13 protein-coding genes are annotated in these 14,479 nt (G+C 60.7%); 11 read left to right on the top strand and 2 right to left on the bottom strand.

What is annotated here, in order from left to right; genetic code table 11:
- The first annotated feature begins 10 nt into the window (after nucleotides 1–10).
- The 9 genes from JKA62_RS19845 to JKA62_RS19805 all read left to right on the top strand — a co-directional run bounded on the left by JKA62_RS19845 (nucleotide 11) and on the right by JKA62_RS19805 (nucleotide 10,554).
- The gene (locus JKA62_RS19845; protein ID WP_007958866.1) at nucleotides 11–508 is read left to right on the top strand and encodes an Hcp family type VI secretion system effector; all 498 of its coding nucleotides are present in this window, start codon (nucleotides 11–13) and stop codon (nucleotides 506–508) included.
- A 15-nt stretch (nucleotides 509–523) separates the two neighbouring features.
- The gene (gene tssE / locus JKA62_RS19840; RefSeq protein ID WP_102687020.1) at nucleotides 524–967 is read left to right on the top strand and encodes a type VI secretion system baseplate subunit TssE; all 444 of its coding nucleotides are present in this window, start codon (nucleotides 524–526) and stop codon (nucleotides 965–967) included.
- The gene (gene tssF / locus JKA62_RS19835) at nucleotides 951–2,744 is read left to right on the top strand and encodes a type VI secretion system baseplate subunit TssF (protein WP_041475329.1); all 1,794 of its coding nucleotides are present in this window, start codon (nucleotides 951–953) and stop codon (nucleotides 2,742–2,744) included. The genes tssE and tssF overlap by 17 nt, the downstream gene beginning before the upstream one ends.
- Nucleotides 2,708–3,733: a type VI secretion system baseplate subunit TssG gene (gene tssG, locus JKA62_RS19830; RefSeq protein WP_011334781.1), complete on the top strand. Its 1,026-nt coding sequence runs from the start codon at nucleotides 2,708–2,710 to the stop codon at nucleotides 3,731–3,733. The genes tssF and tssG overlap by 37 nt, the downstream gene beginning before the upstream one ends.
- 1 nt (nucleotide 3,734) lies before the next feature.
- A complete protein-coding gene (gene tssH, locus JKA62_RS19825; protein WP_011334782.1) occupies nucleotides 3,735–6,275 on the top strand; it encodes a type VI secretion system ATPase TssH in 2,541 nt (846 codons plus the stop codon).
- 58 nt (nucleotides 6,276–6,333) lie between these two features.
- Nucleotides 6,334–6,906, top strand: coding sequence for a hypothetical protein (locus JKA62_RS19820; protein ID WP_050761167.1), 573 nt, complete (start codon nucleotides 6,334–6,336; stop codon nucleotides 6,904–6,906).
- Between the two features lie 138 nt (nucleotides 6,907–7,044).
- Entirely contained in the window at nucleotides 7,045–7,929 is an 885-nt protein-coding gene (locus JKA62_RS19815) for a hypothetical protein (protein WP_201819123.1), read from the top strand.
- 60 nt (nucleotides 7,930–7,989) lie between these two features.
- Nucleotides 7,990–9,999: a type VI secretion system Vgr family protein gene (tssI, locus tag JKA62_RS19810; protein ID WP_201819122.1), complete on the top strand. Its 2,010-nt coding sequence runs from the start codon at nucleotides 7,990–7,992 to the stop codon at nucleotides 9,997–9,999.
- 12 nt (nucleotides 10,000–10,011) lie between these two features.
- Nucleotides 10,012–10,554: a toxin-antitoxin system YwqK family antitoxin gene (locus JKA62_RS19805; protein WP_201819120.1), complete on the top strand. Its 543-nt coding sequence runs from the start codon at nucleotides 10,012–10,014 to the stop codon at nucleotides 10,552–10,554.
- Between the two features lies 1 nt (nucleotide 10,555).
- Here the strand turns inward: JKA62_RS19805 and JKA62_RS19800 are convergent, their stop codons facing one another.
- Nucleotides 10,556–10,951, bottom strand: a complete 396-nt coding sequence (locus tag JKA62_RS19800; RefSeq protein ID WP_007958887.1) for a DUF4280 domain-containing protein — start codon at nucleotides 10,949–10,951, stop codon at nucleotides 10,556–10,558.
- A gap of 190 nt (nucleotides 10,952–11,141) precedes the next feature.
- Here JKA62_RS19800 and JKA62_RS19795 point away from each other — a divergent pair, with 190 nt between their 5' ends.
- Nucleotides 11,142–12,209, top strand: coding sequence for a phosphotransferase family protein (locus JKA62_RS19795; protein ID WP_201819119.1), 1,068 nt, complete (start codon nucleotides 11,142–11,144; stop codon nucleotides 12,207–12,209).
- 38 nt (nucleotides 12,210–12,247) lie between these two features.
- On the top strand, nucleotides 12,248–13,015 hold the full coding sequence (locus tag JKA62_RS19790; protein WP_064380507.1) for an SDR family oxidoreductase: 768 nt from the start codon (nucleotides 12,248–12,250) through the stop codon (nucleotides 13,013–13,015).
- Between the two features lie 45 nt (nucleotides 13,016–13,060).
- Here the strand turns inward: JKA62_RS19790 and JKA62_RS19785 are convergent, their stop codons facing one another.
- Entirely contained in the window at nucleotides 13,061–13,714 is a 654-nt protein-coding gene (locus tag JKA62_RS19785; RefSeq protein WP_236676603.1) for a trimeric intracellular cation channel family protein, read from the bottom strand.
- Between the last annotated feature and the right edge of the window lie 765 nt (nucleotides 13,715–14,479).

Raw genomic sequence — 14,479 nt, 5'->3', positions numbered from 1 at the left:
GTTTCAAGCGATGGATGCAATCATTCTCGACCTCGGCGGCGACATCAAAGGCGACAGCCTGCTCGAGGGTTACGCGGACAAGATCGAAGTCATGTCCTACAGCCACAACGTGGCGATGCAAGTCACCAACGACGTCAGCAACTCGGAGCGCACCTCCGGCAAACCCCACGTCGGCGAGTTCACCCTGACCAAATTCGTCGACACCTCCACACCGTCCCTCAACGAATACTGCTGCGCCGGCAAACCGATCCCGGAAGCCAAGATCACCATCGGCCGCAACGCCGCCGAAGGCAGCGGGCAACTGCTGCCGTTCATCATCTACACCCTGACCAACGTGGTGATTTCCAACGTCAGCGTCAGTGGCGGTACCGGCGGCAAACCGGTGGAAACCCTGTCCCTGAACTTCACCAAGATCAAATGGGAACTCACCGCGCAGAAAGACGACGGCACCAAGGAAGGCACGGCTGCCTCGACCTGGGACATGGCCGCCAACAAGCTCGTCAGCTAACCCGGCGGCGCGGCCATGGCAGGCACCGGCTTACTTCCACCGCTGTTCGAACGCCTCGCCTGGAGCGAGGGCGACGGGGCGCGGGAGTTCGATCGGCAGGATTTGCTCGACTCGGTACACACCGAGCTCGGGCGCCTGTTCAACACCCGCCGTGGCCCGCGCCCCCTGACCTCCCCGCCCAGCGTCATCGACTACGGCATCGCCGACTGGAGCGCCCTGCAACAGCAGCGCAGCGATGACCGTCGTCGGCTGGCGCGGGACATTCGCGAAGCCATCACCCATTTCGAACCGCGCCTGCTGCTCGGCGAAGTTCAAGTCAATCCCCTGCCCGAGCACCCGCAGCGCCTGAGTATTCGCCTGACCGGTGAATTGCGCAGCGGCTCGCAGCACTGGCCGGTGGCATTTGTCATCGAGCCCGGCAACGAAGGGCTGGAGGTGCGCCATGAGCGACTCGATTGACCCGCAATTGCTCGACTACTACCAGCGCGAACTGACCTGGCTGCGACATGCCGGCGGACAGTTTGCCGAACGCTATCCGAAAGTCGCGCGACGTCTGGAGTTGTCTCCCGGCGAATGCCCGGACCCACACGTCGAACGATTGCTGGAAGGTTTTGCCCTGCTCGCCGCACGTCTGCAACGGCGGCTGGATGACGACTACGCCGAGTTCAGCGACGCATTGCTCGAACAGCTTTATCCCCTGGCCATGCGCCCGCTGCCGTCCTGCGCGATCGTCCAGTTCGAACCGGACCCGAGCAAAGGCAACCTCGACGGCGGCTATCCCCTGCCCCGGGACACGCCGTTGTTCGTCACCACCAGCAAGGGCGAAAGCATTCACTTTCGCACCAGCGCCGCCGTGCGTTTGTGGCCGGTTGAAGTCAGCGAAGCGTTGTTGCTGGGCAGCGATGAAGCCCAGGCGCTGACCGGTGTGGCGCAGTCCCGCTCGGCGTTGCGCCTGAGTCTGCGTTGCCTCGGCGACAGTCAGTGGTCGGAGCTTGGCATCGAACAACTGCGCATTCACCTGGCCGCGTCACCGGTGGTCAACGCCAACCTCTATGACCTGCTCGGCGCCCACGCGGTGCAGGTGTTGGCCGGCTCACCGGGGAGCATTCCCGCCCGCGTGAAAGGCCTGCCGAAGATCGTCGGTTTCGCCGACGACGAAGTGCTGCTGCCGGACGAAGACGGCGTGCATCCGGGCATGCGTCTGCTGGCCGAATACTTCGCGTTCCCGGACAAATTCCACTTCTTTGATCTGCCCCTGTCCGGTGTTTCGAGTGACAGCCAGACGCTGTATCTGTACATCGTTTTTGACCGGGCGCCGGCCGGCCGATTGCACTTGCAGGCCACTGAAATCGCCCTCGGCTGTGCGCCGGTGATCAACCTGTTCCCGCGTACCTCGGAGCCGCTGCGTCCGGACGGCACCCGCAGCGAATATCGCCTGATCGCCGACAGCCACCGTGAAAACAGCGTCGAAATCCACAGCATTCGCAGCATGCGCGCCAGCTCCGCCAGCGGGGTGCAACGGCTGCCGGCGTATTTCGGCAGCCAGCACAGCAGCGGTGACCGGCAACGTTACTGGCATGCGCGGCGAGTCAACGGACAGACGCCGAACCGGCTCGGCAGCGATCTGCTGGTCAGCGTCGTCGACACCCGTTTCGAACCGCAGACCGACCTGCCCGATTACAGCCTGACCGCCGAACTGCTGTGCACCAATCGGCATCTGGCCCAGAGCCTGCCCGCCGGTACGCCGCTGGGTTTCGAACGGCCGGGTCCGGTGGCGTGGGCACGCTTGCGCAATCCGCCGAGCCCGCAAAGCCTGCCGCGACTGGACGGTGATTCGCGCTGGCGGCTAGTGTCGCAACTGACCCTCAATCACCTGTCGCTGGTCGAAGGGCCGCAGGCGCTGGATGCGCTGAAGGAAATCCTGACCCTGCACAACCTGCGCGACGAGGCCAGCGCCCTGCGCCAGATCGAAGGATTGCTGAACCTTGGTTGCGAGCGGGTGATCGGCCATGTCGGCGCCGACGCCTGGCGCGGCTGGCGCAACGGGCTTGAAGTGCAATTGCAGCTTGATCCACAGCATTTCGTCGGCAGCAGCGCGGTGTTGTTTTCAGCGGTGCTCGCGCAGTTCTTTTCGGTGTACGCCACGGCCAATCGCTTTGTGCGCACGGTGCTCATGCAGGCAGACAAGGAGGTCAAGGCATGGCAACCCCAAGCCGGCATGCCCCTGTCGCTCTGACCCTGAGCCAGCGCCTGCGCCGTGATCCGCAGGCGTTCGAATGGTTGCAGGCGCTGCTGTTGCTGGAGCGTGAACAGCCGCAGGCCGACGCCCTCGGCTCGGGGACATCGCCACAGGCCGAAGCGCTGAAATTGCGCGGGCCGCTGACGCCATTATTCGCCGCCAGTCAGATCGAAAGCCTGGAGGAAAACCCCGGTGAACCGCTGACCCTGAACTCGCCGATGTTCGGCCTCGGCGGCCCCGACGGCCCGCTGCCTTACGCTTATCAGGAATGGCTGCAACAACGGGCGCGGGCCAAGGATCATGCGCCCGCCGAGTTCCTCGACCTGTTCCAGCATCGGCTGCTGAGCCTGCTGTACAAGGTGATGCGCAAACACCGGATCGCCCTCGGTTTCACCACGCCCGGCGCCTCGCCAGTGCAGGCGCAACTGCGGGCGCTGACCGGGTTGTTGCCCAAATCCCTGCAAGAACGCCAGGCGGTTCCCGACTGCGCCGTTCTGGCCTGCACGGCGTTGTACGCCGATGGCCGCCGGTCGTTGGCGGGGTTCGCGGCGATTGTCCGCGAGCAATTTGCCGTGGCGGTGGAACTGAGCGCTTATGAAGGGGCGTGGCGTGAAATTCCACGCGCCAGCCGCAGCGTCATGAAGGCCGGCGGACGCAATCTGCAACTCGGCCGTAGCGCTGTCGCCGGTACTCGGGTCTGGGATGAACATGCCGGAATTCGTCTGACGCTGGGGCCGCTGCCATCGACGCAGGCCGCGCGCTTCTTGCCGGACGGCGAAGCGCATCCGGCACTGGCGAGCCTCGCTGCGCTGTATTTCGGCCCGGATCTAGACGTGAAACTGGTGCTGCTGGTGCGCGGTGCGGGGCCGCTGCAACTCGGCCGACAAACCCCGGCCCTGTTGAGCTGGAACGGTGGCCTGCAACGGCAGACCAGCCTGGCCGTGCAACGGATCGAAACCCGCCTGCGTCAGCTGGAGATCACCTGAAATGGAACTGGCCAGCCTGATCGGACGCCTCAACCCGGACAACCGCCGCGCCCTCGAACGTGCCGCGCAACGGTGCTTGCAGCGCGGGCATCACTTTGTCGAGATCGAGCATCTGTTGCTGGAGTTGCTGGATATCGAGGGCGGCGATTTTGCTTTTCTGCTGCCGCGCTTCGGGCTGGAGCGTGATGCGCTGACGGCGGAGATCAACAAGGCGCTGGACCTGTTCAAGACCGGCAGCACGCGCACGCCAGCGCTGTCCTCGCACACGCTGGGATTGCTGGAAGACGCCGTGGTGCAGGCCAGTGTGCTGGGGATCGACAGCATTCGTTCCGGGCTGCTTTTATTGGCGTTGATCGACCGTGACGAGCGCCGCAGCCTGCTGCTCAACAGTGCATCGTCATTGCTGCGAATTCCGAAAGAAGCCTTGCGCGCAAACCTGCTGGAATGGACGGAAAACTCCCGTGAGCACGTTGGCCCGCGCTCTGTGTCTTCGGGGAGTCCAACGCCACGGCAAGACTCGGTGCTCGATCAATACACCCAGGATCTGACCGCCGATGCTCACGCCGGGCGCATCGACCCGATCGTCGGTCGCGATGGCGAAATTCGCCAGTGCATCGACATTCTTTTGAGGCGCCGGCAGAACAACCCGATTCTGGTCGGTGCGCCGGGCGTAGGCAAAACCGCCGTGGTCGAGGGCCTGGCGCTACGCATCGCCGCCGGGGATGTGCCGCCGTCGTTGCAGGAAGTCAGTTTGCGGGTGCTCGACCTTGGTTTGCTCCAGGCTGGGGCCGGGGTCAAAGGCGAATTCGAACAGCGGCTCAAAGGTGTGATTGACACGGTTCGCAGCGCCGACAAGCCGATCATCCTGTTCATCGATGAGGCCCACACGCTGATCGGCGCTGGCGGTACCGAAGGTGGCAGCGATGCGGCCAACTTGCTCAAACCCGCGCTGGCCCGAGGTGAGTTGCGCACGCTGGCCGCCACGACCTGGATGGAATACAAAAAATATTTCGAGAAAGACCCGGCCCTCGCCCGCCGCTTTCAGCTGGTGCAGGTGGAAGAGCCGGATGAAATCACCGCCGTGGAAATGCTCCGTGGCGTCGCCGCCAAACTCGAACAGCACCACGGCGTGCAAGTGCTGGATGCCGCGATCCACGAAGCGGTGAAACTCTCGCATCGCTATATCTCTGGCCGCCAGTTGCCGGACAAGGCCATCAGCGTCCTCGACACCGCCTGCGCCCGGGTTGCCCTCGGACAGCACGACGTGCCGCCACCGCTGGAGAGCCTGCGCCACCGCCAGCAAAGCCTGAAAGAAGAAGTCGAACGCCTGCGCCGGGAACAGGCCACGGGGCTCGATCACCGCGAGCGCATCACCCTGCTGGAAAGCGAATCGAAGACCAATGTCCAGGCCATCCGCGAACTGGAAACCCGTTGGAGTGAAGAGCGCGTCGCCGTGCGCGAACTGCTCGACACCCGTCGCGAGTTACTGGCGCTGAGCGAAAGCGCCGACAGCGACAAGCCCGACGAAGCCATCGACAGCCGCATCGATCACCTCGCCGCCGAACTGCTGCGCCTGGAAGCCGGACTCGATGCGATCCGCCAGGACGATCCGCTGGTACCCGAACAGGTCGACGGCAAAACCGTCGCCGCCGTGATCGCCGGCTGGACCGGCATCCCCGTCGGCAAAATGCTCGCCGACGAAGCCCATGCCGTGCGCACCCTCGGTACACGCATGGGCCAGCGCGTGATGGGCCAGAGCACTGCGCTCAACACCATCGCCCAACGATTGCAGGCCTATCGTGCGGGTCTCACCGATCCGCAAAAACCGGTTGGCGTGTTTCTGCTGGTCGGCCCCACGGGCGTTGGCAAAACCGAAACCGCGTATGCACTGGCGGATGCCTTGTATGGCGGCGAACGCAACCTGATCAGCATCAACCTTTCCGAATATCAGGAAGCCCACACCGTCAGCCAGCTCAAGGGCGCACCGCCCGGTTACGTCGGTTACGGAAGCGGCGGCGTGCTGACCGAGGCCGTTCGGCGCAAGCCGTATTCGGTGGTGTTGCTGGATGAAATCGAGAAGGCGCATCCGGATGTGCTGGAAGCGTTTTACAACGTGTTCGACAAGGGCTTGATGGAAGACGGGACCGGGTTGGTGGTCGACTTCAAAAACACCGTGATGCTCGCCACCAGCAATGTCGGCGCCGAATTGCTGCTCGATACACCGACTGCACAACTCGGCTCGGAAGCGTTCAACGAGGCGCTGCACAAAGTCCTCCTGCAAGCCTTCCGCCCGGCGTTTCTGGCACGCATGACGGTGGTCGCGTATCGGCCGCTGGATGAGCAGACGCTTGAAGGGATCGTGTTGGCGAAGCTGGAGAAATTGCGCGGCCGTTACAAGGCTGCGACGGGCAAGCAGTTCGAGTTCGATTCGGGAATTGTGAAAGCGGTGCTCGCCAAATGCAGTGCGGCAGGCGCGCGGGATGTCGAGAACGTTTTGATGACGCAGGTGACAGGGAAATTGGCGGAGTGGGTGTTGGAATGACCGCCGTCAACGAGAATTGACGGAACGCAAAAATGGCACCCGCGCAGGAGACGGAGTAATGACAGAAGCGGATTTTTTGAATGCGGTGCTGCAGGCAGCAGGTGTACACCCAAAGCTGCAAGATACCGATGAACCAAGTCAATTTACGAAGAGCTGGGTTTCTGAAGGTCCTTGGGAGAGTGCTGCGCAAGTTGAGATAGCTCACCATCTACGACGTGGTTACGGCATCACAACGAAAATTCGCGAAATCAGTTACCCGGAGCCTTACTCCAGCGAAAAGGTCGATTTCTATTTCGAACTGCAAGATGAGTCCTACGCCATTGAAATAAAAGTAGAAAGCACGAACGGCTTATTCGGCGGCGCAAACTTACAGGAATCGATCACCCGTGACGTTTACAAATTAAGCGGTTTTGTGGCTGACCACAGATGGGTCGTGGTCATAGCCACCAGCCAAAAAAATTGCGAGCTGCTTGATTTCACCTTGAATCGCGGGGACTCATGGTCTCGAGATGTGGAGGGCCAGTTCAAGGCTTACCTGTGCAACATTGACACGTACCCACACGGACTGCCCATCGATCGTTCAAAACAACTTTCCGCACCTTTCAACTTTATAACCAACTACTACAAATAATCTCAGCCGCTTTTCCCAACAGAGGGCACACTAATGAATCAAAGGGGACAGATTTATTTATGAAGCAAATAAATCCGCCCCCTTTCTCATCCCCTTTTTTCGCTCAGTTTTTTCTGAACAGACACCGAGGACAAAACCATGGCAATCACTTTAGCCCCGCCCCTTGCGAATGAAGGAAGTTTCGAACTAAAACTTATCAACAAATCACTGGCATACCTCATTAATGTCGGTAATGACCCAGGGGAACTGCACGAACTCAACACGCTATATTATGCGAATCGCGGCAACCTGTTCCTCGACGCAAAACCATGCACCATTATTGATGAGCGAAACTTCAGCAGAGGTCGATGGACGCCCACCGCAGATTATGGAAGCCTGAACATTCACGAACTCCGGGCGCACCTTCCCGCTGCGATGGCGCAAGATGCAAAGGTAAAAAATGGCGATAACGAAATAGACTTGATTGTTTCGTCCGACCAGCGTCTTGTCATCATTGAATGCAAATCAGGTGACGCGTCCAGCAGTGGATCGCAAACCAATAGTTATGTTGAAACATTGCTGGAACGTGGCAACAATCACAATCACAGTTATTTCGCGTATTGTCATGACTCAGCAAAATCAGACAACCATTATTTTTCTTTCTTTCAAAAAATCTTCAAGGCCATCTCTGAAACCAGGCCTAGCATTTATAAAGACGCCACTGATTACTTCAAAAAATTCACCTATACCGGAAAGCCAGAAGTGGATCTCGCCGTAATTATCGACGATTACGCGACAACTAATAACATCACCAAAACATTGGATACGGACTACGCCAAAGTCATTTTTCTGAATGAGATACTCGACGACAAAGCAGGTTTCAAACTCCACTACTTTCATGTCCCGACCGGTAGCAAGAGCAATATCAGAGACGCTACAGTCAAGCTCATCAACAAAAATTATCTGACAGCGACCGCCTATGATGACGCCCGGGCATTCTGGCTAAAACTCTATTTATATTTGAAAGACAACCCAGTCCGCTGAATCTCCTGCCACTCCCATCGCGGCTCAGTCTTACATGAACATCCAGCGCGAGGACTCACGATGCCCCGCTCCACCGACAGCACCACCACCCTCTCCCTCACCGCCACTTCGCTGTCGGCGCTTTACCCTGAGTCGCTGTCGGGTGATGAAGCGCTCAACGCACTAAGCGCACAAATCCTCAACGGACTCAACGACGGTACCTCCCTCACCCTGACCAGTGCCATCGCCACCCACGTCACCACCACCCTGCACAACGACGCCCAACTTCGCCCGTTCGACGCTCTGGTCGCCGAAATCCGCCAGCTCCCCGCCGACGCGACCGCCGAACGCTATAAGCTGGTTCTAAGGCCATGGCTCTGGTGGCTGACCCTGGCCAGCAACAACCGGGTATTCCAGAACCTCGCCACCTCCGACATCGTCACCACAATCTTCAAAGCCCACGGTTTCACCGATTTCAAACTCTCACTGACGGGCAGCTACACCCCACGCGAATACTGCGTGCAGTACGGCGAAACCGATTTCGCCTTCGTCTCGCGCCTGCTGGAGGAGGAAGGCATTTTCTGGTTCTTCACCCACGAGGACGGCAAGCACACGCTGGTGCTGGGTGATAGCAACGACGCCTTCGTGCAGATCCCCAACGGACCGAAGGTCAAATACCTGGGCCAGCAATTGGGTGAGCGCGAATTGCATGGCATCCGCTCAGGCCAGGTGTGCCTGCAAGCGGTGGCCGGCGTGTACAAGGCAACGGATTACGAATTCACCACACCAACCACTTCACTCTATGGCCAGGCCGAAGCCGTCGCCGGGCCGCGTTCGATCTATGAGCATCCGGGTGGTTACAACGCCAAGGCTCGGGGCGATGCATTGACCAAACAACGGGTAGACGGGCTTCGCAGTGAAGAGAAACGCTTTGTTGGCGAAAGCGACTGCCGCTGGCTGATTCCAGGCCACTGGTTCACCCTCGACGGCCACGAAGACGCGAGCCTGAACATCGACTGGGTCGTCACTCGGGTGACCCATGACGCCAGCCACGAAAGCTATCGCAATCGCTTCGAGGCGATCCCCAAGGCCACGCCGTTTCGTCCGCAACGCCTCACGCCCAAACCGCGCATGCACCCGCAGACCGCCATCGTAGTCGGCAAGTCCGGCGAGGAAATCTGGACCGACGAATACGGCCGGATCAAGTTGCAGTTCCCGTGGGATCGCGACGGCAAGAACGATGAAACCAGTTCCTGCTGGGTGCGCGTGGTGCTGCCGTGGAGCGGCAAGGGTTTCGGCATGCAGTTCGTGCCGCGCATCGGTCAGGAGGTCATCGTCACCTTCATCGACGGCGATCCGGACCGGCCGCTGGTCACCGGGTGCGTCTACAACGGTGACAACGCCCTGCCCTATGCCTTGCCGGCGAACCAGACCCAATCCGGGATCAAGACTCAATCTTCAAAGGGTGGCGGCGGTTTCAACGAGCTGCGTTTCGAGGACAAGAAAGACGCCGAGGAAGTGTTCCTGCAAGCGCAGAAAGATCTGAAGATCAACGTGCTCAACGACACCACCGCCACCGTCGGCCACGACGAAACCCTCACGGTGCAGAACGCCCGCACCCGTACGGTCAAGGACGGCGATGAAACCGTGACGCTGGAGAAAGGCAAACGCAGCGTCACGATCCAGACCGGCAGCGATAGCCTCGATGTAAAGGACAGCCGCACTGTGAAAGTCGGCGCCGACCAGAACCACAGCACCGGCGGCAACTACACCGACAAGGTCACCGGCGATTACAGCCTGACGGTGGACGGCAACCTGACGATCAAGGTCAGCGGCACCCTCACCCTGCAAAGCGGCGGCAGTTTCACGATCAAGAGCGGTGCAGATCTGGCGACTTCGGCCAGCACTTCGATCACCCAGAAGGCCGGCACCGCCATGACCAATCAGGCCGGTACTTCACTGGACAACAAAGCCGGGACGACGCTGACCAACGACGCCGGCATCAGCCTGACCAACAAGGGCGCGGCCTCACAGACCGTGGACGGCGGCGGCATGCTGACCATCAAGGGCGGGCTGGTGCAGGTCAACTGACAAGGAGAAGCCATGGCGATCACACCGCTGGATCTGCGGCAGGATGACAAACACCTCAAGGGGCGATTGCAGAACGGCCAGCTCGACGGCCCGTTGAACATCAAGGATGACGGGCGCCCGCAGGCGGATCTGAATTACAGCCAGGGTGAACTGCAGGGCACGTCCCTGCTCTATCACCCCAATGGCAAGGTTTCGGCGCAGATGCCGTTTGTGCGTGACAAGCTGCAAGGCATTGCCAGTTTCTACGCGCCCGAGGGCTGGCTGCAGCGCAAGGCCAGCTATCGGCGCGGGTTGTTGCATGGCGAGGCGTTCAATTACTTTCCGGACGGGCAAGTGGCGGAGGCCGAGTTCTATCGCGATGGCGTGCGTGAGGGGCGCTATCAGCGCTTTCATCCCAACGGCAAGCCGGCGGTGGATGCGCGTTATCTGAATGGGCAGTTGATGGAGCCGGAGCAAGGTTTTGCCGAGGACGGGCGGCCGCTGGATGCCGATGGCAAACCGATTTCCCGGGTGCGCTGGTGGTTTCGCAAATGGACGGATCCGGCGCAGGCCTGACTCAGGGAATCAACATCTGCATCTGCCCCGGCATCACGATCTTGATCACCCCCGCCCAGTTGCACATCAACGTGCTGTTGGCATCAATTGCCGGCATCCCGCCCAGCAGCAGGGTCGGCGCGCCGCCGGGGATCCACGGCGTGGCGGTGGCGGGAATGCACGGCATCGGCGTCAACACGCCCAGCGCCGCAGCCGTGGCAGCCGCGACCATCGGGTTGGCCATGCTCATGCACATGCCGAACGTGGTGACGTTGACCAGCGGAATATGATCCATGATGTTCGCCGCCGGCATCCCGCCAGTCAGCGTGCGATTGACCGGCAGCACGTTGAGCACCGCCGGTGCGGCGCCGAAACTGCATTGCAGGGTGGCGCTGGCACAGACTTGCGGGCAGCCCATTTCAAAGCTCCTTCGTGAACAAGGCATACGCGCTAAACCTTAGTCGCCTGCGGCCCGCCGCGCACATTCCCAAAGGTGATTATCGTCCAACACGCTAACCTATAAGACCGAACCGCGCTTGTGACGACCCGAGCGCGCCATTAGATTAGCCAATGATGTCTGGCCTCCAAAATAAGCAGAAGGGATAAGCATGGCGCTTACTGACCAGTCCACCCGTATCCGCTCTGGCGAAGAACTCGATGCCAGCCTGATCGATCCGTACCTCAAGGCGCACATTCCGGGCCTGACCGGCACGCCGCAGATCAGCCAGTTTCCCGGCGGCGCGTCGAACCTGACCTACCTGCTGGAATACCCGGACCAGGAATTTGTCCTGCGCCGTCCGCCGTTCGGCCACAAGGCCAAGTCCGCCCACGACATGGGCCGCGAATTTCGCATCCTCAACCAGTTGCGCGACGGTTTCCCGTATTGCCCGAAAGCCTATGTGCACTGCACCGATGAATCAGTGATCGGTGCCGAGTTCTATGTGATGGAACGGGTCAGGGGCATCATCCTGCGCTCGGACCTGCCGCCGGAACTGGGCCTCGACCAGGCCAAAACCGAAGCCCTGTGCAAGAGCTTCATCGACCGTTTCGTCGAGCTGCATCGGGTCGACTACAAAGCCTGCGGCCTCGGCGATCTGGGCAAGCCTGAAGGCTACGTCGCCCGCCAGATCAAAGGCTGGAGCGAACGCTACGAAAAAGCCCTGACCCCGGACGCGCCGCACTGGGAACAGGTCAAAGCCTGGCTCAACGACAAGATGCCGGCCGACCACCCGACCTCGAGCATCGTCCACAACGACTATCGCTTCGACAACGTCATCCTCGACCCGAACAACCCGATGCAGATCATCGGCGTACTCGACTGGGAACTGACCACCCTCGGCGATCCACTGATGGACCTGGGCAACACCCTCGCCTACTGGATCCAGGCCGACGATCCGGCGCCGGTACAACTGATGCGCCGCCAGCCAAGCCACGCCCCGGGCATGCTGACGCGCCGCGAATTCGTCGATTACTACGCCGAGCGTTCGGGCATCCAGATCGACAATTTCGACTTCTACTACACCTACGGCCTGTTTCGCCTGGCCGGCATCGTGCAGCAGATTTACTACCGCTTCTTCCATGGCCAGACCCAGGACAAACGCTTCGCGCAGTTCATTCACATGAACAAACTGCTGGAGCAGATGAGCCTGCAGGTCATTGCCAAATCCAGCCTCTGATGACGGCGTTATAACAAGGCTTACTACAAGGGAATCCCATGTCCAAGACTCAGTTGTTCGATCTCGACGGCAAAATCGCTTTCGTCTCCGGCGCCAGCCGTGGCATCGGTGAAGCCATCGCCAAACTGCTGGCCCAGCAAGGTGCCCACGTCATCGTTTCGAGCCGCAAACTCGAAGGCTGCCAACATGTGGCCGACGCCATCATCGCCGCCGGCGGCAAGGCCACCGCCATCGCCTGCCACATTGGCGAAATGGAACAGATCAGCCAGGTCTTCGCCGGTATCAAGGAACAGTTCGGGCGCCTGGACATCCTGGTCAACAACGCCGCGACCAACCCACAGTTCTGCAACGTGCTGGACACCGACCTCGGTGCCTTTCAGAAAACCGTCGACGTGAACATCCGCGGCTACTTCTTCATGTCGGTGGAAGCCGGCAAGCTGATGCGCGAAAACGGCGGTGGCAGCATCATCAACGTGGCGTCGATCAACGGCATCTCGCCGGGAATCTTCCAGGGCATCTACTCGGTGACCAAAGCCGCCGTGATCAACATGACCAAAGTCTTCGCCAAGGAATGCGCGCAGTTCGGCATCCGCTGCAACGCCCTGCTGCCAGGCCTGACCGACACCAAATTCGCCTCGGCGCTGGTGAAGAACGACGCGATCCTGAAGCAAGCGCTGACGCAGATCCCGCTCAAGCGCGTAGCCGACCCGAGCGAAATGGCCGGCGCCGTGCTGTACCTGGCGAGCGATGCCTCGAGCTACACCACCGGCGTATCGCTGAACGTGGACGGCGGTTTCCTGTCCTGATCCGCCGCTGACGCAAAAGAAAAGGCAGCCCAAGGGCTGCCTTTTTCATGCCTCCAGCACCTTCGGCAACTGCCAGCCAAAATGCACCGACAACAACCGCAACAACAAACACGCCGCCCCGGCCAGCAACGCCGCCGCCACCGGCGGCACACCCAGCCTGCGCCCGACAATCAACGCCGCCGCCCCGACAAACGCCGAACTGGCATATAAATCCGCCTGCAACACCACCGGCACCCGCGCCAGCACAATGTCCCGCAGCACCCCGCCACCGACCCCGGTAATCGTGCCCATCAGCATGGACACAAACGGCGAGATGCCGAAATTCAACGCCTTCTGCGCCCCGGCCACGGCAAACAACGCCAACCCCGCCGCATCCAGCACAATCAGCGTCGAACCGGACCAACCCAGCACCTGCTCATGAAAAACAAACGCCACCCCGCCCATGGCAAACGCCAGCGCCGGATAACGCCAGTCCGCCACAGCCTTGGGCGGCGTCGCACCGATCAACAGATCACGGGTCACCCCGCCACCGAGCGCAACGATGAAGGCAATCACCATCACCCCGAGCAGATCGAGCTGACTGCGCATCGCCGCAATCGCGCCTTCAACCGCAAACACCGCCGTACCGACCAGATCGGCCACCAGCACAATCCCCTCGACCCGCGCCTTCAACGGCGCCCGGCTTATTGAGTGACGCAACGGGTCTTGGTGATGTGTCGAGTCACTTGCCCGTCGGCGTAGGCATCGCCGGCGACCTCGGTATTTTCCATGACCTGACAAGTCCGCTCAGGTGGCGGAGGCGGCGCAGCTGGCGGAGGCGGTGGAGGACTGGCGCACCCACTGAGCAGCACCAGACCGACAGCCGACAACAACGAAAAACACACGCGTTTCCCAAGATTGTTCATAGGATGACCCGCGATGAATGGAAGAAAACTCCCGTCGCCGAGCAGGACAACGCCCGGTTATGGAAACCGAACCACTCATTCCTTATAGACCAGTGGGGGGTGAGTGCCAGTGAAATGGTGGGATTGGGGGGAATTGGCTGTCGATTTTGGGCGCAGTTGTTGATTGGATCGTGGGTTTCGAAAAAATCGAGGACAACCTCAAGAGCCAGCCCTCACCCCAGCCCTCTCCCGGAGGGAGAGGGGGCCGACGGCGTTGTTTAAGAGAATTACGCCGACGTGAAATACCGAGTTGAACTCAGGTTTTGAAGAGCACAGAAGTCGCCGTCGCGCACCTCACCCCTCACCACGATGAGCGTTAGCTCGAGTAAAGCTTTTGATCGCAAGGCCCGTCGGCAGGCTGAGTGGAGGGATTGATCCGGGGGTGGGAGCGCAGCGACCGTTTGGCGAAGCCAAACACATCGAGAGGAGGTGCAGCGAAGCAAACCGTAGGCGATGCCCCCGGATCAATCCCGGAGCGAAGGAACCCGAGCCACAGCGAGGGCCGAACGTCAGGGTAAAG

The organism is Pseudomonas sp. B7, assembly GCF_016735645.1.
GTDB classification, from domain to species: domain Bacteria; phylum Pseudomonadota; class Gammaproteobacteria; order Pseudomonadales; family Pseudomonadaceae; genus Aquipseudomonas; species Aquipseudomonas glycinae.
This window is presented reverse-complemented; position numbering and strand designations above follow the sequence as displayed.